Source organism: Nocardioides sp. CFH 31398, assembly GCF_022436705.1.
Classification (GTDB): Bacteria; Actinomycetota; Actinomycetes; order Propionibacteriales; family Nocardioidaceae; genus Nocardioides.
The window spans coordinates 1-18447 of the sequence record NZ_JAKUHT010000012.1 but is presented as its reverse complement, the minus strand read 5'-3'; the positions used below and the strand labels follow the sequence as shown (position 1 = coordinate 18447).

Annotated in this window: 17 protein-coding genes and 1 pseudogene; 6 read left to right on the top strand and 12 right to left on the bottom strand. The window is 72.2% G+C overall.

Features of this window, described 5'->3' with window-relative positions; all coding sequences use genetic code 11:
• Positions 1-212: 212 nt before the first annotated feature.
• The 5 genes and pseudogenes from MJ876_RS11010 to MJ876_RS10995 all read right to left on the bottom strand — a co-directional run.
• Positions 213-1403, bottom strand: coding sequence for an AAA family ATPase (locus MJ876_RS11010; protein WP_240236337.1), 1191 nt, complete (start codon positions 1401-1403; stop codon positions 213-215).
• Positions 1400-2389, bottom strand: coding sequence for a bifunctional DNA primase/polymerase (locus MJ876_RS11005; RefSeq protein ID WP_308192593.1), 990 nt, complete (start codon positions 2387-2389; stop codon positions 1400-1402). Before MJ876_RS11005 ends, MJ876_RS11010 begins: the two co-directional genes overlap by 4 nt.
• On the bottom strand, positions 2382-2510 hold the full coding sequence (locus MJ876_RS21720) for a hypothetical protein (RefSeq protein WP_275694847.1): 129 nt from the start codon (positions 2508-2510) through the stop codon (positions 2382-2384). The genes MJ876_RS11005 and MJ876_RS21720 overlap by 8 nt, the downstream gene beginning before the upstream one ends.
• A gap of 473 nt (positions 2511-2983) precedes the next feature.
• Positions 2984-4513, bottom strand: a complete 1530-nt coding sequence (locus MJ876_RS11000) for a recombinase family protein (RefSeq protein ID WP_240236335.1) — start codon at positions 4511-4513, stop codon at positions 2984-2986.
• Positions 4514-4554: 41 nt separating this feature from the next.
• Positions 4555-5481: pseudogene (locus tag MJ876_RS10995) on the bottom strand (CpaF family protein); the annotation flags it as partial.
• Between the two features lie 195 nt (positions 5482-5676).
• Here MJ876_RS10995 and MJ876_RS10990 point away from each other — a divergent pair.
• Positions 5677-7056, top strand: a complete 1380-nt coding sequence (locus tag MJ876_RS10990) for an NAD-dependent succinate-semialdehyde dehydrogenase (protein WP_240236334.1) — start codon at positions 5677-5679, stop codon at positions 7054-7056.
• Positions 7057-7135: 79 nt separating this feature from the next.
• Positions 7136-7588: a nitroreductase family deazaflavin-dependent oxidoreductase gene (locus MJ876_RS10985; RefSeq protein ID WP_240236333.1), complete on the top strand. Its 453-nt coding sequence runs from the start codon at positions 7136-7138 to the stop codon at positions 7586-7588.
• Positions 7589-7597: 9 nt separating this feature from the next.
• On the opposite strand, the gene MJ876_RS10980 is transcribed toward MJ876_RS10985, so the two are convergent.
• Complete coding sequence (locus tag MJ876_RS10980; protein WP_240236332.1) at positions 7598-8287, bottom strand: TetR/AcrR family transcriptional regulator; 690 nt, start codon at positions 8285-8287, stop codon at positions 7598-7600.
• Positions 8288-8369: 82 nt separating this feature from the next.
• Between MJ876_RS10980 and MJ876_RS10975 the strand changes: the two genes are divergently transcribed.
• On the top strand, positions 8370-9839 hold the full coding sequence (locus tag MJ876_RS10975) for an MFS transporter (protein ID WP_240236331.1): 1470 nt from the start codon (positions 8370-8372) through the stop codon (positions 9837-9839).
• 35 nt (positions 9840-9874) lie between these two features.
• Here the strand turns inward: MJ876_RS10975 and MJ876_RS10970 are convergent, their stop codons facing one another.
• The 6 genes from MJ876_RS10970 to ligD (MJ876_RS10945) all read right to left on the bottom strand — a co-directional run bounded on the left by MJ876_RS10970 (position 9875) and on the right by ligD (MJ876_RS10945) (position 15381).
• Entirely contained in the window at positions 9875-11164 is a 1290-nt protein-coding gene (locus MJ876_RS10970) for a hypothetical protein (RefSeq protein WP_240236330.1), read from the bottom strand.
• Positions 11165-11255: 91 nt separating this feature from the next.
• Positions 11256-12080 carry an HAD-IIA family hydrolase gene (locus MJ876_RS10965; RefSeq protein ID WP_240236329.1) on the bottom strand — a complete coding sequence of 275 codons (825 nt, stop codon included), beginning with the start codon at positions 12078-12080 and terminating at the stop codon, positions 11256-11258.
• 72 nt (positions 12081-12152) lie between these two features.
• Positions 12153-12779 carry a hypothetical protein gene (locus MJ876_RS10960; protein ID WP_240236328.1) on the bottom strand — a complete coding sequence of 209 codons (627 nt, stop codon included), beginning with the start codon at positions 12777-12779 and terminating at the stop codon, positions 12153-12155.
• A 69-nt stretch (positions 12780-12848) separates the two neighbouring features.
• A complete protein-coding gene (locus tag MJ876_RS10955; protein ID WP_240236327.1) occupies positions 12849-13448 on the bottom strand; it encodes a hypothetical protein in 600 nt (199 codons plus the stop codon).
• A 95-nt stretch (positions 13449-13543) separates the two neighbouring features.
• On the bottom strand, positions 13544-14440 hold the full coding sequence (gene ligD / locus MJ876_RS10950) for a non-homologous end-joining DNA ligase (RefSeq protein WP_240236326.1): 897 nt from the start codon (positions 14438-14440) through the stop codon (positions 13544-13546).
• A complete protein-coding gene (gene ligD, locus MJ876_RS10945) occupies positions 14437-15381 on the bottom strand; it encodes a non-homologous end-joining DNA ligase (RefSeq protein WP_240236325.1) in 945 nt (314 codons plus the stop codon). The genes ligD (MJ876_RS10950) and ligD (MJ876_RS10945) overlap by 4 nt, the downstream gene beginning before the upstream one ends.
• Before the next feature lie 149 nt (positions 15382-15530).
• Between ligD (MJ876_RS10945) and MJ876_RS10940 the strand changes: the two genes are divergently transcribed.
• Genes MJ876_RS10940 through MJ876_RS10930 form a run of 3 tightly spaced genes read left to right on the top strand, consistent with a single transcriptional unit; the run spans position 15531 to position 18363 of the window.
• Positions 15531-16547 (top strand): hypothetical protein, encoded by a 1017-nt coding sequence (locus MJ876_RS10940; protein ID WP_240236324.1) that lies wholly within the window; start codon positions 15531-15533, stop codon positions 16545-16547.
• Between the two features lie 47 nt (positions 16548-16594).
• Positions 16595-17170, top strand: coding sequence for a TetR/AcrR family transcriptional regulator (locus tag MJ876_RS22225; RefSeq protein ID WP_240236323.1), 576 nt, complete (start codon positions 16595-16597; stop codon positions 17168-17170).
• Positions 17167-18363, top strand: coding sequence for a GDSL-type esterase/lipase family protein (locus MJ876_RS10930; protein WP_240236322.1), 1197 nt, complete (start codon positions 17167-17169; stop codon positions 18361-18363). The genes MJ876_RS22225 and MJ876_RS10930 overlap by 4 nt, the downstream gene beginning before the upstream one ends.
• The last annotated feature ends 84 nt before the right edge of the window (positions 18364-18447 follow it).

The window sequence follows — 18447 nt, the reverse complement described above, 5'->3', positions numbered from 1 at the left end:
AGTTTGTAGGGCGGTGGAACGGGCGGGCGCCGGTCCAACCTCGGTTCCACGCGCGCGCTCGTGTCCGCGCGTATAGGGGTCGACGTCCTCCCGATCCGTACCACCAGATCGAGAGCGCTTGTTTGTATTGGTATCCGTACCTATATACGGGTGGTACGGATCTGTACCGGGTGTACCGGTACGGAGCTGGTACGGATGGTACGAACGAGCCGTCATCGGACCTGCTCGCCTTCGAATGCGAGCGCTCGGGCCGATTCCTGCTGCCAGTCAGCGTCGGGATCAGGACCCGGGTAGTAGTGCTTTGATGTGCCCCTCTTGAGGTGGTGGATTGCGCCGCTGCGCTCCGCCGCGCTGATTGGCTGCCCCTGGCTGGTCCGCTGCGTCATACCGTTCTGCTCCAGAGCGCGGCGGATCTCGCCGTTCGTGCAGCCCGGGTTGCTCGTCACGAACTCGACCACGACATCAACGCCGACCGTTTGCCGATGCTGCTGTCGATTGCCCTCCCCCAGAGACAGCAACCTGGTGTCGGGGTCGAACACGAGCCTCGTCTCCGGCAACTCGACACCTCTGCCCTCGACGTACAGAAACCGGTCACCACCGATCTTCGTGAGCACCCACCGCGAGTCCTGCCAGTCGTCCAGCGCTGTCGCGCCACGGGCGTGCTCCGTGCCTTCGTCCTTCGCGGCTCGGCCGGTGTGGGCAAGGGCCGTGAAGGTCTGAACGCCGGCCTCCCGCTTGATCGAGTCGATGCGCTCGGTCAGCGGGTCGACTTCGTCGTTGCGGTTCTCGTTGACGCCGCACCACGAACACAGGACGCGCCAGGAGTCGATCCACAGCCACTCGACCTCGTGCGTCTTGAGCCAGGCGATGAACTCGTCAGCGATGTAGTCGTTCATGAGGTTCAACCGCCGCCCACGCATGTTGCGAACGGCGATGCGCTCGGGGTGGCCGATGCCCATCGGTGCGAGGTAGTCGTTGAAGTCGTCGCGGTCCATCTCACCGTTGAGCCAGGCAACCCGACCACCGCCCATGTGGACGGCACGACCCAGGAACGGCAACCCGTCCGCAGCACAGCGCAGCAGGTTGCTGCCGAGGGTGGTCTTGCCCGACTTGAACTGCGCCGCGATGACCGCGTTGTGCGGCATCCCCATCAGACCGTCGATCCGTGGCTGCTCGTGACGGCGCGGCCGGATCATCAGGTCCGACAGCAGCCCGTCATCTTCGGCGGTCGGGTGCGGGTACTCCGAGCCTGCCCGCTCGATTGCGACGACGCGATTGGCCTCGTGCCGGATCCTCAGGGTCCGCGCCTGCTGCGCGACGGCCTGCCGATAAACGTGCGCCTCTTCCTCGCCCTCCAGCTCGGTGAGGGTGGGAGTCTCGGGGGTTCTGTAGTCGTCGCTCATGACCGCGAGCCCTTCCAGTAGGTGTGGGCGCTGCGGATGCACTTCTCGGCCTGCCGCCAGGCGAACGGGTCGTCGCCCTGCGGCGTGATCTGCCAGACCTGTCGTACGGCCTCGGTGACCGCTGAGGAGTCGCCCGCGTAGTCGTTGAACAACACGCGGGCGAAGGCCATGCAGTCGCAGTCCCGAGAACCCGTCCGCCACCCGAAGCCACCTCGAGACAGGAACGACTCGACCGTGAGGGGTCCAGAGCCACCAGGGGATGACGAACCATCCAACTGGTAGATCGACCGGGGGCGGCTCAATACGTCCGCCAGGAGCCACTCAGGGGCCGCAGGCACGGCATTCAGGTTCGACGGCAAGGGTCGAACCCAGTCGTAGGTGGTGAACTCCGCAGCGACGCCGCCCACGGGGCTCAAGAACTGCCGCATCCTCATCGACGGCGGCACCGCAACGAACCCGCCGTCAACCTTCACATCGACGTTGGGCAGCCAGTTGATCCGCGTCGGGAAGTAATCGTCGCCCTCGTAGCGCAACCACAGGTGCCACCCGCCCGAGGGCGTACGCGCCAGCGGCCCGTCCGGGAGAAGCCCGTGATCGGCCTCCCAGGCAGTGAGCCACTGCGCCCCAGGCCGAACGGATCGCACGTCGCTGGCGTCCATGTCGACCACGAGCAATCGGTTGGGTCGGCCGGTGACGACGCCGATGTTCGCAGCCGGCGCCGACGACCACCACGAGTTGATGAGCCCTGGATTGCGGCTTCCCACGAACCACCTGTCGTCGCTGTCAAAGGCGTACCCGTAGCCCGACCCGAGCAGATCGCTGTGCGGCTGGTTCTCGCCGACGCCAAGAGGCATGACGTGAAGACCACGCAACGCGTACGACAGCGCGTGGTGAACCGGCAGGGCCGAGCTAGATTCAGCCCCAGCGGCCTCGCGCTCCCCCGGCCCGGTGGAGTGCGGGGCCCTCCCCTTGTCGCCGTCAGCCACGCTCTGCACCCCCTCGCAGCAGCAGCGCGAGGTCTGCCAGCGCCTCCCGGTCCTTGATCTTCAGGTCCACACCGGAGGCGGCGCAGGACTCTTCGAGGTACTCCCGGTCCTCGGGGCTCATCGCGACCCCCGAGCCGCGAGCTGGTTGCGGGGACCGGCGTACGTGCGGGCTAGAAGGTCCGCATCGAACAGATCCTCAAGCGGAACGCCGAGCAACTTCGGCAGACGCTCACGAACCTCGGGCGAAGGCGAGGCCTTCGCCATGATGCAGCAGCGCAAGTGGGCCGGGCTGACCCCGATCTCGGCGGCAGCTGCCGTGATGGTCCAGCGCTCGGCCCAGAGGGCTTCACGCGCTGGCTGATAACGACGTGACACAACGACTCCCGTGGAGGCGGTGTCTCCTTCGCTCGCGGGCTACCTTCTTCCGCCGAGACAGAGGCGGGGCAAGCGACTAGCGAGTCGTTCAGGGTTCGTGTTGGCCGGGGTCCGGCTGCACCAGTGCGCCTGGTGGCGTCAGGTCTGGGAGAGCGGGTGCCCTGCGGCGATCAACGGTTCGATTCTAGTCACCTGGTCGATACCTGTTGACTACAGCATTCAGCGACGCCAGCGGATGCAGACCCGCTGCCGCAGCGCCTCCCGGGCGTGCTGGTCTCGACGCTTCGCGAACTGCGCCTCTGTCTCGATCTTCTCGCCGCGTCGTGCCGCCATTCGCTCGCTGGTTCGGCGGGTCAACTTTGTCGGCATGCCCTCTGGCCACTTGTGAACGTGAACGGTCTCGATCATGGCCGCGAGGAACCGACGGCGCTTGGTGGTGTCGGCCTCGCGCCAGAGCCGGCGCGCGTCGTCAGCGGTGGCGACCTCATCGAGCACCGCGTCCGTCACAAGCGCAGAGAGCTGGCCATCAATGCTGCGCACCTCGGCGTCGATCTCGCCCACCCTCCGAACCATCTCGGACTCGGACCGCACCCCGACTTCGAAGGACCGGACAACACGCCGCCGTTCCTCCTGGAGCATCTTTCGGTCCGTCCGCAATCGATCGGCCCGGGTGTCGACTTTCGCCGCCGTACGGGCGTTCTCAGCCCGCCAGCGCACGCCGTCAATGCGAGCCATGACCAACTCGACGAGCCAGTGCTCGTATTGGTCGTAAGTGATGGTCACTCCCCCGCAACCGCCCGTGGCCTGCTTGTGGCAGACGAGCCGGATCGCGTCTCGGTAGCGGGCCGACACCAGCGGCTTGCCGCAGTCCGCGCAGACCGTGAGCCCGCCGCCCAACGGGCGCTTGCCCGAGTAGGAACCGTCCGCCGCCCCGAACTTGCGCGAGGTGTCGGTTAGCAGCTCGCGGAGTTTGGTCCATGCCGTCTCGCTGATCAGCGGCTCCCACTGGCCGTCGTAGAGAACGCCGCCGTGTTCGCGCTTGCCGACAATCGAAGGCGACAGCATCGCCTTACGGATGGTCTGGCTGCGCCAATGCGAGCCCCGCGACGTCAGCAACCCGCGTTCGTTGAAGTCGTTGGCGACGGCGTACAGCGACTCCCCCGTCAGCAGCCGCTGAGCTGCCTCCTGCATGAGCGGAGCTGTCGTCGGGTCGACGACCAGCCGCCCACCCTCGACTCGGTAGCCGTGGGGCAGGTGGCCCCCGTGCCACTCCCCTGCCTTGGCCCGCTGCTCGGCGGCTCGGGCAACGCGCTCACCGGTTTCCTCGGCTTCTTCGGCGTCGCGCCGCGCATCGTCGCGTGCACGGCTACGCCCCCGGGCGTTGTTGAGGTTGTAGTCACCCGTCTTGCACGAGTAGATCGCGATGCCGGTCGCCAGGCTGAGGTCGATGACGTCTTCCAGTTCGCGTGGCCGACGAGTCAGCCGCGACGAGGACCAGACGATGATCGCGTCGAACTCCTGGTCCCTGGCCCCGCGCAGCATCGCCGAGTAGCGCGGTCTGGGCTTCTTGGACTTGGTCGACGCAGACTTGTCGTTGTCCTCGTAGAAGTGATGCTCCGCGATCTCGAACCCGTGTTCCGCCGCGAACCGTTCGCAGTCTTCCCGTTGGCGGCGCACCCCGGCACGCTTGCCCTCAGGGTCGCTACTGATGCGGGTATAGATGGCGGCCCGCTTCGCCGTCGTCTCCATGTAGCTCGATTGTATCCGTTAAAACTTGTGCGCCTCGACAGGTCGAGGCACTCCTCGGCGCGGACCTCCCCGACGATCACGCGGCTGGGCCGCATCCGCAGCGCCTCCTTGACGAGCTCGCGCAGCCGGATCTCACCGGTGCCCTCGAGGCCGGCCTGGCGGGTCTGGAGCTGCACCCAGTCGGGATGGGGGAAGCGGAGCTCGAAGACCTCCTCGGCGCTGATCACCCGGTCGCCGCCGGGGATGGCCGCGGCGAGGCAGTTCAGCATCGTGGTCTTGCCCGCCTGGGTGCCGCCGGCGACCAGCACGTTCAGCCCGGCCCGGATCGACGCCTCGAGGAAACGGGCGGCCTGGGCCGAGAGCGAGCCGAGCTCGACCATGTCGTCGAGCTTCGCGGCGCGCAGCACGAACTTGCGGATGTTGACCGCGGAGAACCCGCGGCTGATGCCCTCCAGCACCACGTGGAGGCGGTGGCCCTCCGGGAGCATGGCGTCGACGAACGGCCGCGAGACGTCGATGCGGCGTCCGCTCGACTTCAGCATCCGCTCGACCAGCTCGGTGACCTGCGCGCGGGTGAGCATCAGGTTCGTCAGCTCGTGGCGGCCGTTGCGGGCGACGAAGACGCGGGAGGGGTCGTTGATCCAGACCTCCTCGATCTCCGGGTCGTCGAGGTAGACCTGCAGCGCGCCGAAGCCCGCGACGCGGGCCACCAGCTCGCCCACCACGCCGACGGGGTCCGCGAGCGGGACCACCTGCCCGGTCAGGGAGAGCTCGTCGTGGGCGCGGACGACGTCCTCGGCGATGCGGCGGACCACGCGGCCGTCGCGCTGGGGGTCGATCCCCTCGCGGCGGACGACGTCGCGGACCCGGCCGTCGAGGCGGTCCAGCAGCACCGGGTCGACCGGCGGCCGGTCGGCTCCCGCCCCGGTGGCCGGGCCGGGCGCGCGGTGGGTGGGCGCGGTGGTCATCGTCTGTCCCCCATGAACGTGATCGACGTGTCCTGCGCACAGTCAACGTGGCTTTGCCGTCCGGCGTTAGGGGGAAATCCCGCGCCTGTGGACAACCTCCGGCTCAGGCGTCACAGCAGTGGGCAGACGTCCCAACCGCCACGCTCCAGCCGGCGTCAGGGCCCACCGTCCCGGGACGGCTGTAGCGTCGCTCACATGACCACCTACGTCACCGCCAACCCCTCCACCGGCACCGTCGAGAAGGAGTTCCCGGAGCTCACCGACGCCGAGGTCGAGGGTGTCCTCGCCCGCTCGCACGCCGCCTTCACCGACTGGCGCTCCACCGACGTCGCGGACCGCGCGGCGATCCTGGTCAAGATCGCCGAGGCCTACAAGGAGCGCTCCCAGGAGCTCGCCGAGACCATCGCCCGCGAGATGGGCAAGCCCGTCGCGCAGGCCGTGGGCGAGATCAAGCTCTGCGGGATGATCTACAAGTGGTACGCCCAGCACGGGCCCGACCTGCTCGCCGAGGAGGTCCTCGACCCGCAGGGCGCGCAGGAGTCGATCGTCGAGACCGTGCCCGTCGGCTCCATCGTCGGCGTCATGCCGTGGAACTTCCCCTACTACCAGGTCGCCCGCTTCGTCGCCCCGAACCTGATGGTGGGCAACACGATCGTGCTCAAGCACGCCCCGATCTGCGCGGCGTCCGCGGCGCTGATGGAGGAGATCTTCCACGCCGCCGGCGTCCCGACCGACGCCTACATCAACGTCTACGCCACCAACGACCAGGTCGCGACGATGATCGCCGACCCGCGGGTGCAGGGCATCTCCCTGACCGGCAGCGAGCGGGCCGGCGCGGCCGTCGCCGAGGTCGCCGGGCGCAACCTCAAGAAGGCCGTGCTCGAGCTGGGCGGCTCGGACCCATTCATCGTCCTGGACGACGACGTCGCCGGCATCGCCAAGGGTGCGGCGAAGGCCCGCCTCGGCAACTGCGGCCAGGCGTGCAACTCCCCGAAGCGGATGATCGTCCCCAACGACAAGCTCGACGAGTTCACCCGGACCGTCGTGGCCGTCTTCGAGGGCGCGAAGGTCGGCGACCCGACCGACCCCGACACCGCCGTCGGCCCGCTGTCGTCGGTCACCGCGCGCGACGGCGTGGTGGCGCAGGTGAAGAAGGCCGTCGAGCAGGGCGCGACCCTGCACACCGGTGGCGAGGCGATCGAGGGCGACGGCGCCTTCATGCAGCCCACCGTGCTCACCGGCGTCACCAAGGACATGGACGCCTACCACGAGGAGATCTTCGGCCCCGTCGCCGTCGTGTACGGCGTCGACTCCGTCGACGAGGCCGTGGAGCTCGCCAACGACTCGGCGTTCGGACTGTCGGGCTCGGTGTGGAGCCAGGACGTCGACCGCGCGCAGGAGGTCGCCGACCGCCTCGACGTCGGCATGGCCTACGTCAACGAGCACGGCACCACGCTGCCCGGCCTGCCGTTCGGTGGCGTGAAGCGCTCCGGCTTCGGCCGCGAGCTCGGCCGCTGGGGCATGGGCGAGTTCGTCAACACCCGCCTGCGTCGTACGGCGGCCGCGCGCGGCTGACCCCGACGGGCCCAGCGACGCGACGTACGGCCCGGTCCGCGGCGGGAATCCCGCCGCGGGCCGGGCCGTTGTGCGTGACATGGCACTCACCGGCACCTACGTCCCCAGCGCACAGAAGTGGGTCCGCGACCAGGTCGAGGAGTACGAGGCCTCGAACGGTCAGCGCGCCACCACGCTCCCGGGCCGTGACGACCCGACGCCGATCGTCGTCATCACCTCGCTCGGCAAGAAGTCCGGCAACCTGCGCAAGAACCCCGTGATGAAGGTGGAGCGCGACGGGAAGTACCTCGCGGTCGCCTCCAAGGGCGGCGCCCCGGACGACCCGACGTGGGCGGACAACTTCCGCGCCCACCCCGAGGTCGACCTCCAGGACGGCGCGGACAAGAAGACCTACACGGTCCGCGAACTGCCCGACGGCCCCGAGCGCGACGACTGGTGGCAGCACGCGGTCGAGTCGTGGTCGACGTACGCCGAGTACCAGTCGAAGACCGACCGGCTCATCCCGCTCTTCCTGCTCGAGCCGAAGCAGTAGGCCCCACCGTCACAACTCCTGGCCGGCCACCGCGCGCTCGCGGAGGCCGGCCAGGAACATGTCCAGGCCCGCGCGGAACACCTCCGCGTCGTCGTGGACGGCGAACACGTCGGCGATCCGGTGCGCGAACGGGTGCGTGGCGGGGTCGAGCGCCCGCCAGCGGTCGGCGTACATCGCCAGGAACTCGGCCGGCTCCATGTCGGAGTCGAGGAACTCCTGCGGCGGGGGCTGCGCCATGTCCACCGCCACCCCGACCACGTAGCTGAGCAGCGACGACACGGCGTGGAACTCCTCGCGCGGCGTCAGGCCGAGACGCATCACCTGCTGGCCGATCAGGTCGAACATCCGCATCGCGTGCGGCTGCAGGCCGGTGTTGCGCAGCATGTACGTCGCGAACCAGGGCCGGCGCACCATCTCGTCGAAGAGCGTCAGCGACATCGCGCGCAGCACCGCCACCGGGTCCTGCCCGGCGTCGATCGCCTCGACCCGCTCGAGCACCTCGGCCATCACCACGTCCGTCGCCCGGTCGAGCAGCTCCTCCCGGTTGGCGACGTACCAGTAGATGCTGGCCACGCCCCCGCCCAGCCGGGCGGCGAGCGCGCGGAACGTCAGGGCCTGCTCCCCCGCCTCGTCCAGCAGGGCCACCGCCTCGCCCAGGACGGACTCCAGCGAGTGCGAGGCACGACGACGGGGCGGCATGGGTTGCACTCTATCGAACGCCGTTCTAGTCTTCGAACGTCGTTCGGTAGTCGAACGGCGTTCGATATTCCTGGAGGCACCCATGAGCTCCACCGACTCCTTCGCCGGCACCACCCCGACCGCGGCGGCGCCGACCTACCCGTCGCTCCGCGCCGCCGCCCTCCCGCTCCTCGCGCTGTGCCTGGCGTTCTTCGTCGAGATGGTCGACAACACGCTGCTCTCGATCGCCCTGCCGACCATCGGCCGCGACCTCGGCAGCGGCACCACCGCGCTGCAGTGGGTCACCGGCGCCTACTCGCTGACCTTCGGCGGGCTCCTGCTGACCGCCGGCGCCGCCGCGGACCGCCTGGGACGCCGCCGCGTCCTGCTCGTCGGCCTCGCCGCGTTCGGCGCCATCAGCGCGGCCGTCGTCCTCGTCTCGAGCTCGGGCGAGCTCATCGCCCTGCGCGCCGCCCTCGGCCTGGCCGCCGCGGCGATGGCGCCGGTGACGATGTCGCTGGTCTTCCGGCTCTTCGACGACGAGAAGCTGCGCATGCGCGCCATCACCGTCGTCATGATCGTCGGCATGTCGGGCTTCGTGCTCGGTCCCCTGCTCGGCGGCACCGCCCTGGCCCACGTGTCCTGGCAGTGGCTGCTGCTGGTCAACGCGCCCATCGCGGCGATCGCCTGGCTCGGCGTCCGGTACGGCGTGCCCGCCGACCACCCGGACGGCCTCACCCGCGACCCGCTCGACCTGCCCGGCGCCGCCTGGACGGTCGCCGCCATGGGCCTCGGCTGCTACACGCTGACCAGCGGCGTCGAGCACGGCTGGACGTCGTGGCCCACCGTCGCCTGCGCCCTCGGTGCGGTCCTCGCCGCCGTCGGGTTCGTCCGCCGGGAGCGCCGGACGGCGCACCCCATGCTCGACCTGGGCCTGTTCGCCAGCGGACCCGTCCGCGGCGCCGCGATCACCCAGGTGGCGTCGTCCATCGCCATGGCGAGCGTGCTGTTCGCCCTCGTGCTGCACTTCCAGTACGCCTACGGCTGGGGCCCGGTCCGCGCCGGCCTCGCCAACCTGCCCCTCATCCTCACCATGCTCGCCGCCACCCCGGTCGCCGAGCGGCTCGCCCTCCGGTGGGGCCACCGCGTGGCCTGCCTCGTCGGCGCCGCCCTGCTCGCCCTGGCCCTGGCCGGCATGGCCCTCTCGGTCGAGCACGGGTACGTCGCGATCGCGGTCTCGCTGGTGGTCCTCACCGTGGGCCTGCGGATCGTCATGACGATCTGCGCGGTCGCCCTGGTCACCGCCATGCCGCACGACCGCACCTCCATCGGCGCGGCCCTCAACGACACCGCCCAGGAGGTCGGCACCAGCCTCGGCACCGCGGTGGTCGGCACCGCCATCGCCACCCTGGTCACCACCACGCTGCCCGCGGGCACCTGGAGCACCGCCCTCGTGGCGTCGTACTTCGGTGGCGAGCGGACGACGTTCCTCGTCCTCGCCGTGGTCGTCGGCGCGATCGCGACGTACGGCGCGCTGTCGCTGACGGGCTCCCGCGCGACCGACGACCACTGAGACGGCCCGACCGCCCGGCCCGGTGCGCTCGGGCGTCAGGGCCGGGCGTCCACCCAACCCTCGAGCGCGCTCAGGAGGACCTGGGCGCGCTCGGTCACGCGGTGGCCGCCGGGGCCCTCGGCGAGCGCGAGCTCCCGGGTGGCCACGGCGAGCAGGTAGAGGCCGCCGGTCATCGAGGCGCCGGGGCCGGGCTGCCGCTTCAGCGCCTCCCGGAGTCCGGAGCGGACGGAGTCCGCGGAGAAGCCGTGACGGCGCGTCGCGGCGTCGACCGCGAAGTGGACGGGGTCGAGGCCCATCGGCACGCCGACCTCGAACCGGGACCAGCCCCACAGCTGGACGCGCCCGCCGCGACGGGCCATGTGTCGTGCGGTCCAGTCGCCGTGCCACGCGCCGACCGGCCAGGTGGTGCGCCGCGCGTCGCGCAGCACCCGCTCGAGCACGGAGCCCAGGCGCCGCCGGGCGTCACGGTCCGCGAGCGCCGCCGCCGTCTCCTGCTGGCGGCGCATCCAGGCCATCTCGTCGACGCGGACGGCGTCCTCCGCCCAGGCGCGGCTGAGCTCGCCCATCGCCTCGACGGGCGCCTCGAGCCGTCGGCGCTCGCCGCCCTGCCACCACGACGGGTGCAGCACGCCGGTCACCAGGACGTCGATGTCGCCCCAGGACGTCCGGGCGAGGATCGACGGCACCTCGAGGTGCTCCCACTCCCGCTCGCCGACGACGCCGAGGGCCGACGCCGTGGCCTCGAGACCGGCGCGCGAGGCGGGGCCGAGCCCCAGGACGGCGAGGGCGAAGAAGCGCCGCTGCTCGTCGAACAGCTGCAGCACGGGCCGCCGGCACGTCGCGGTCTCCTCGACCTTCAACGTGTAGGTGACGTCCTGGCCGAGCACCTCGGCGAGGTGGTCGACCAGCGTCCCGCGACCGCCCACCACCGCGACGCGGTCGGGGGCCAGACCGCCCCCGGTCAGGCCGAGCCAGGCCCGCGAGCCCAGCCGCCGCAACGACTCGGCAGGCGTGGTCGTCGCGTCGGTGCCGCTCGCCGCGGCCGCCGCGAGCGCCCGCGGGTGGTCGACCGAGAGGGCGATCGGGCTGGTGCGGTCGGGCACCATCACGCGGTGGCGCCCGGGCCCGGGCGCGACGGCGTCCACGGACCGGACGACGCGCGCGCCCGGCTCGAGCCGGACCAGCGTCTCCAGCAGCTCCTCGGCCGCGGGGGCCAACGGGCTGTCGCCCCGCACCCTGCCGGAACGGGTCGGCGGTCCGGGGAGGCGGGAGTGACCCAGGAAGGTCGGCGTCCCCCCGGGCCCCGAGATTCCCGCAGTGGCCACCGCCCAACGGTACGGCCCCCCACGGTGCTCGCCAAGACGAGGGTGAACACTGTTCACTGCGGGGCGGATGAGGCCGGTGTGGCGGCTCGCCTCAGTCCTCGGCGTCGCCCTCGGTGGTCACCTGCGGGCTGCGCTCGGCGACGAGGTCGACCAGCTCCGCGATCGAGTCGACGACCCGGGTCGGGCGGTACGGGAAGGTCTCGACCTGGTCGGGACGGGTCGAGCCGGTCAGCACGAGCACGGTGCGCAGCCCCGCCTCGAGCCCGCTGACCACGTCGGTGTCCATGCGGTCGCCGATCATCACGGTCGTCTCGGAGTGGGCCTCCAGACGGTTGAGCGCGCTGCGCATCATCAACGGGTTCGGCTTGCCGACGTAGTACGGCGACCGCCCCGTCGCCGTCGTGATGAGCGCGGCGACGGAGCCCGTGGCGGGCAGGGTGCCCTGCTGGCTGGGGCCGCTGGCGTCGGGGTTGGTCGCGATGAACCGCGCACCGGCCTCGATGAGACGGATGGCGCGCGTGATCGCCTCGAACGAGTAGGTCCTGGTCTCCCCGAGCACGACGTAGTCGGGGTCGCGGTCGGTCATGACGTAGCCGATCTCGTGCAGCGCCGTCGTGAGCCCCGACTCCCCCACGACGTAGGCCGTGCCCCGGGGCCGCTGGTCGAGCAGGAACTGCGCGGTGGCCAGCGCCGAGGTCCAGATGGCCTCCTCGGGGACGTCGATCCCGCTCTTGAGCAAGCGCGCCCGCAGGTCCCGCGGTGTGTAGATCGAGTTGTTCGTCAGCAGCATGAACCGGCGCCCGGACTCCTTGAGCGCCTCGACGAACTCGGGAGCGCCGGGGATCGGGGCCTCCTCGTGCACGAGGACGCCGTCCATGTCGGTCAGCCAGGTCTCGATCGGTCGCCGGTCGGTCATGGCTCCATCATGTCGCCCGGACGACGACGGCCACCACGTCGCACGTGGTGGCCCTCGTCGGTGCGGGCGGGCTCAGCCGCGCGTGAGCTTGCGCTTGCCGATCCGGATCGGCTCGTCCACCCGGCTCACCGGCTCCTTGCGACGGCCGTCGTCGACCTGGCTGCCACCCTCGAGCTCGCGGGTGGTGCGGGAGCCGAAGCGCACGGTGTGCGGCTCGCCGAGGCACGAGCGCGGGACCAGGAAGATCACGTAGTCGCCGTCGGGCGAGAGTGAGCGCCGCATGCCCTCGCACGCCGCCTGCTCCCCGTTCCGCTCGAACGAGAAGGCGACGAACTCGTCGCTGTAGGTCGCGACGGCGGCGTACCGTGCGTCGGGGGTCACGAGCGCCAGCTCGATCCGGATGGTCTCCGGCACGCGCTCGAGGTCCTGGATGTCGATCGACGAGACGACCCAGTTCCGGCGGTGGTCGACCCAGGTCTGGGTGATGTCGGCCGGGGCGCGGCCGAGGCCGCGGGCTGCGGCACCGGAGTCGCTGAACTGAGCGACGTCGTCCCACGGGTCGTCGAGCCCCCCGCTGTCCGCCGAGGCGGGGGACGTGCCCGCGGCGACCGTGCCGAGGACGGTGAGGGCGGTCAGGGCGGTGGCGGTGGCGCGGCGCACGGGGATCTCCTGGCGATCGTGGGCGGTGCGGTGCGCCACCCGGCGACACCATCAGAAGCCCGGGGGCCGGCCCGGCGCCACCTGGTCTAGACCGCAGGTGGCTCGGTGTCAGCGCACCTCGCCCGGGCGGACCTCCTCGGGGCCGAGGCGACGCAGGTACTGCTGCGGCAGGTCCATGCTGGTGGGGCGGCGCGCGTCGTCGCGGGCGCTCACCAGGCCCCACGACAACCGCATGCCGGCGGTGAACCGGACCCACTCGGGATCGCCGACGCACGAGCGCGGCAGCGACATCACGACGCGGTCGGTGTCGCGGCGGAACGCGCCCTTCATGCCCTCGCAGGCCACGGGCTCGTCGGCGTCGTCCTCCAGCTCCATCGTCTTTCCGCCGCGGCCGTCGAGGGCGAGGGTGAGCCAGCGGTCCGTGCCGTCGGGGAGGCGGAGCCGGCCCTCGGCGGACAAGGGGTCGCCTCGGGGCCCGGCGAGCGCGACCACGTCGATCCTGAAGACGATCCGCGCGGCCTGGTGGTCGAGGGTGGTGTGGACGACGTCGACGGTGTCGTGCTCCGAGGACGCCTCCCAGCGGTTGTCGGACACGTCGCCGGTGGGGTCGTCGACGGTCACCGACTCCGCGTGAGCGGGGACCGCGCCGAGGGCGAGCGCCGGGCCCGCCAGCAGGGCGGTCAGGACGCCGGCGGTCGTGCGACGCATGTGGCCTCCCGGGTCTCGGCACCACCCCATGAGGCGCCGACCCCGCGATGATGCGCAACGGTCGTGCACTGACGCCACCTGGTCTAGACCGCCGGCTAGACGGCGAAGAGGTCCCCCTGCTCGGCCACCCTGTCGAGCACCTCGTCGAACCGCAGCTGCTCCAGCGCCAGCGGGTCGTCGGCGCCCTCGGCGACCTCGTCCCAGGTCAGCGGGGCCGCGACCGTCGGGGTCTCGCGACCGCGCAGCGAGTACGGCGAGACGGTGGTCTTCGACCCGGCGTTCTGCGACCAGTCGAAGAACACCTTGCCGGTGCGCCGCGCCTTGGTCATGGTGGCGGTGACGAGCTTCGGGTGCGCCGCGGTCAGCTCCTCGGCGACCTCCTTGGCCAGCGCCGTGGAGTCGTCGGGGTCGAGTCGGCGCGGGAGGTCGGCGTACAGGTGGAGGCCCTTGGACCCGCTGAGCACGGGCCGGCACGACAGGTCCCGCTCGGCCAGGGCGTCACGCGCCAGGAGCGCGACGGTGCTGCACTCCCCCAGCCCGGCGCCCTCGCCGGGGTCGAGGTCGACGACGAGCCGGTCGGCGCCCCGCACGCGTCCGGCGCGGGTGACCGACCACTGGTGCACGTGCAGCTCGAGGGCCGCGAGGTTGGCCATCCACGTCAGGGTCGCGAGGTCGTCGCAGACCGGGAAGACGAGGGTGTCCCCGTGCCGTGACTCGCCGCGCGACCCGGAGGTGGGGACCTCGACGGTCCGCACCCAGGACGGCGTGCCGCGCGGCGCGTTCTTCTCGAAGAAGCTGCTGTCGCCGACGCCGTGGGGCCAGCGGATGCGGGTGACGGCGCGGCCGGCCAGGTGCGGCAGGAGCACGGGCGAGATGCGGGCGTAGTAGTCGAGGACCTCGCCCTTCGTCGTGCCCGTGCGCGGGTAGAGGACCTTGTCGAGGTTGCTGATCGTCAGGGTGCGCCCGTCGACCTCGACGCGGACCTCGCTCACCGTCCGGCCGCCAGGTCCTCGGCGGACACGTCGCTGCGGACGCCCTGGAAGGAGGGCTGGCGCAGCCGGTCGTAGCCGGCGCCGTGGGTGTCGACGTCGACCACGACCACCGGGTCGACCCAGCGGGTGCCGGCGGCGTCGACGCGGGGGACGTCGTCGGTGAAGGGGCTCCTGGCCGCGGCGAGCGGCTCGAGGAGGGCCTGGAGCCGGCGGGCGGTGGCGCCGGAGATGCCGCTGCCGACCCGGCCCCGGTAGAGCAGGCCGTCGGAGGTGGGCTCGCCGACCAGGACGGCGGCGAGCCGGTCGTCGGTGCCGACCTGGGGGCGCCAGCCGCCCACGACGTACGACCCGCGGTGGCGGTGGGCCAGCTTGAGCCAGTCCGGGCTCCGCACCCCGGGCCGGTACGGCGAGCGGCGGCGCTTGCTCACCACGCCCTCGAGGCCCTGGGCCCGGGTGGCCTCCAGCAGCATCGCGCCGTCGTCGTAGGAGTCCGGGACCTGCCAGCGGGTCTGCTCCAGGCAGAGGCCGGCCAGCCGGGCACGGCGTTCCTCGAGCGGCAGGGCGGTGAGGTCCTCGCCGTCGAGCCGCAGCAGGTCGAACACCATCAGCGTGACCGGGACCCGGTCGACCAACCGGGCCACCTCGGACGCCTTGCGCACGTGCATCCGGTGCTGGAGCACCCGGAAGTCCGGGACGCCCCGGTCGTTGAGCGCGATGATCTCGCCGTCCAGCAGGAGGTCGCGGTCCCCGAGCGGCGAGGCCGCCAGCTCCGGCCAGGCCGCCGTGGTGACGTTGCCGTTCCGGCTGGTCAGGCGGCCGGTGCCGCCGGCGCCGGCGCGGACGTCGAGCAGCACGCGGACGCCGTCCCACTTCACCTCGTGCAGCCACTCCTCGCCCGAGGGCACGGCCTTCGTGGCGGTGGCGAGCATCGGTGTGGTCATGACCCGCCCATCATGCCGCCCCCGGCGGGAGGCCTGGCAACGCCTGCCAGCCTCTGCAAGGCAGTCGCCAGCGATCAGCCACACCGGGCTCGCAGAGTGCGTCACGTCGCCGACCGGCGGCGCACCGCCCCTCAGCCCGAAGGACCGACATGACGCACCACCGCACCACCTCCGCACGCTCCGTCGTCGCCGCCACCGCGGCGCTGGCCGCGACGGTCGCCGGCACCCTCGCCCTGGGCGCGTCGGCGACCCCCGCCGACGCGGCGGCAGCGCGCCAGGCCGTGATCGCCTCGGTGAAGGGCCTGCCCGCGGGCGCCGAGCCGGGTGACTCCTTCACCCTCAGGGTCGCGATGACGAACCCGAGCAGGACCACCTCCCGCCCGACGAACCTCGTCGCGCGGCTGTCGCGGGACGCCAAGCCCTCGGCGGACGACACGGTCCTGGGCTCGGCCGTCGCCCCGGCCCTGCGCCGGGGCGCCCGGGGCACTTCGAAGCTCACGGCGTCGGTCCCCGACGGGCTCACCGGGAAGTACACGCTGCTGGTCTGCACGGCCAAGGCCTGCAAGGCGGGCGGCACGCTGCGCCTCGCTCCGCCCGTCGAGGACCTCGACGCGACGCTGACCGGCGACCTCACCTTCACCGACACCGGCGACGACTCCGAGGGCAGCGACCACACCCACACGTGGAACCACACCCAGGCCGTCCACGTCGACCTCGCGATGGCCGGCGAGGACTTCACCTCCGCCGAGATCGTCTCCAGCGCCAGCACGTGGGACTACAGCGGGAGCGTGCACGAGCGGGACGTGAACCCTCCGTGCGTCCACACGTACGACGAGACCCGGGCCGGCGGCGGCAGGATCGGCTGGACGGGCGACGTCGACGACGACGACATCTGGGGCGGCATCGGGCACGTCGACGCCACGGAGATGTCGCTCGGCATGCGCACCGGTTACACCGCGACAGCCCGCGACGTCTCCGGCGGTCGGGAGGGTTGCGCGTGGGACGAGACGACCACCCGCGGCGCCTCCAACCTGACCAGCCTCGACCTTGTCGAGGTCGCCCGCACCGCGACGTCGCGGACCTACGAGGTCGAGTCCTGGACCGACGAGTGGAACACCGCCTCCGACTGGGACGACGTCGAGGGAACCCTCGTCCTGACCTTCTGACCTACGGCTATTAGGCTGTTACCTACTGTCTGTAGTTCACTGTCGAGGTGACCCCCCGACCAGGCCTCACCCCGGACGCCCTCGTCCGCGCCGGCGCCGAGCTGGCGGACGAGGTGGGTTTCGCCCACCTCACGCCCTCGGCGCTCGCGCGGCGGGTCGGCGTCCGGCCACCCAGCCTGTACGCCCACCTCGCGGGCGCGGACGACCTCCGCGCCCGCGTCGCCGTGCTCGCCCTCGGCGAGCTGACCGAGGCCGCGACGGACGCCGCCGCCGGTCTGGCCGGCCGCGACGCCCTCGCGGCCGTCGCGGGCGCGCACCGCGACTACGCCCGTGCCCACCCCGGCCGCTGGGACGCCGCGCGCCACCCGCTAGACGACGCCACGGCCGCCGCCAGCGCCGGCCCCCGAATGGCGGCCCTGATGCGTGCCGTCCTGCGGGGCTACGGCCTGGCCGAGCCCGACGCGACGCACGCCGTCCGGCTGCTCGGCGCGACGGTGCACGGCTTCGTCACGCTCGAGGCCGCGGGCGGCTTCGCGCACAGCGAGCCCGGGGCGGCGGCGTCCTGGGAGTGGGTCCTCGACGCCCTCGACCGCACCTTGACCCGACCCGGAGGAACCCCGTGACCGCCCTGACCGACGTCCTCCTCACCGACGACCTGCTGCGCGGAGCGGTCGAGGTCGAGCGCACCGACCGCGGGCTGCTCCCGTGGCGCCTGCCGCGATGGGCACGCGAGCAGGTCGGCGACCCGCAGCTGTCGTTCAGCGCGTCGCAACCCTCGGGCGTGCGCCTGGTGCTGCGGACAGCGGCGACGACGCTCGAGCTCGACACCGTCCCGACGAAGCGCGAGTACGTCGGCGCCCCGCCCCGGCCGGACGGCACCTACGACGTCCTCGTGGACGGCGAGCCCGCCGCCCGCGGTCACGTGGGCGGCGGGGACGTCGTCCGCATCGACATGACCCGCGGCACCCACGAGACGGTCGCCGGGCCCGCGGGCACCCTGCGGCTCGACGGGCTGCCCGCGGGTGACAAGACGGTCGAGGTCTGGCTCCCGCACGACGAGACGACGGTCCTCGTGGGGCTGCGGGCCGACGCCCCGGTGGCGCCCGCCCCGGCCGAGGGACGGCGTACGTGGGTGCACCACGGCAGCTCGATCAGCCAGGGCTCGAACGCGGCGACCCCGACGGGCACGTGGCCGTCGGTCGCCGCCCGCGCGGCCGGCGTGGAGCTGGTGAACCTCGGCTTCGGCGGCGGGGCGCTGCTCGACCCGGCGACCGCCCGGACCCTGCGCGGCCTCGCCGCCGACCTCGGACCGGACGACGTCCTCAGCGTCGCGCTCGGCATCAACGTCGTGAACGCCGACCTGCTGCGCCGCCGGGCGTTCGCGCCCGCCGTCCACGGCTTCCTGGACACCGTCCGCGAGGGCAACCCGACGGTGCCGCTGCTCGTGGTGACCCCGGTGCTGTGCCCGCTGCACGAGGACACCCCGGGCCCGCTCGGCCCCGACCTGGAGGCGATGGCCGCCGGCCGGATCGCCTGGGTCGCCACCGGCGACCCCGCCGAGGTCGCCCGCGGCGCGCTCACCCTTCGCGTGGTGCGCGACGAGCTGGCCCGGGTCGTCGCGCAGCGTCGGGCGACCGACCCCCACCTCCGGCTCGTCGACGGCCTCACCCTGTACGGCGAGGCGGACGCCGAGCGCCACCCGCTGCCCGACGGCGTCCACCCCGGCCCCGAGACGCACGCCGAGATGGGCGCCCGCTTCGCGGAGCACCTGAGGCGGCGCCCCGAGCCTGTCGACGAGGGGCCGAGCGGCGGCTGACCGCCCGCGGGGGCTGCTCAGGTGGTCGAGCAGCGACCGAGCGCCAGCGGGTTGCCGAGGTGGTCGAGCAGCGACCGAGCGCCA

Excerpts from the sequence above, each read along its gene's own strand:
- MJ876_RS10975 (WP_240236331.1), top strand. The coding sequence starts at position 8,370 with ATGAGCTCCACCGACTCCTTCGCCGGCACCACCCCGACCGCGGCGGCG.
- MJ876_RS10985 (WP_240236333.1), top strand. The coding sequence starts at position 7,136 with ATGGCACTCACCGGCACCTACGTCCCCAGCGCACAGAAGTGGGTCCGC.
- MJ876_RS10980 (WP_240236332.1), bottom strand. The coding sequence starts at position 8,287 with ATGCCGCCCCGTCGTCGTGCCTCGCACTCGCTGGAGTCCGTCCTGGGC.
- MJ876_RS21720 (WP_275694847.1), bottom strand. The coding sequence starts at position 2,510 with ATGAGCCCCGAGGACCGGGAGTACCTCGAAGAGTCCTGCGCCGCCTCC.
- MJ876_RS10955 (WP_240236327.1), bottom strand. The coding sequence starts at position 13,448 with ATGCGTCGCACGACCGCCGGCGTCCTGACCGCCCTGCTGGCGGGCCCG.
- MJ876_RS10990 (WP_240236334.1), top strand. The coding sequence starts at position 5,677 with ATGACCACCTACGTCACCGCCAACCCCTCCACCGGCACCGTCGAGAAG.
- MJ876_RS11000 (WP_240236335.1), bottom strand. The coding sequence starts at position 4,513 with ATGGAGACGACGGCGAAGCGGGCCGCCATCTATACCCGCATCAGTAGC.
- MJ876_RS10965 (WP_240236329.1), bottom strand. The coding sequence starts at position 12,080 with ATGACCGACCGGCGACCGATCGAGACCTGGCTGACCGACATGGACGGC.
- ligD (WP_240236325.1), bottom strand. The coding sequence starts at position 15,381 with ATGACCACACCGATGCTCGCCACCGCCACGAAGGCCGTGCCCTCGGGC.
- MJ876_RS11010 (WP_240236337.1), bottom strand. The coding sequence starts at position 1,403 with ATGAGCGACGACTACAGAACCCCCGAGACTCCCACCCTCACCGAGCTG.
- MJ876_RS10940 (WP_240236324.1), top strand. The coding sequence starts at position 15,531 with ATGACGCACCACCGCACCACCTCCGCACGCTCCGTCGTCGCCGCCACC.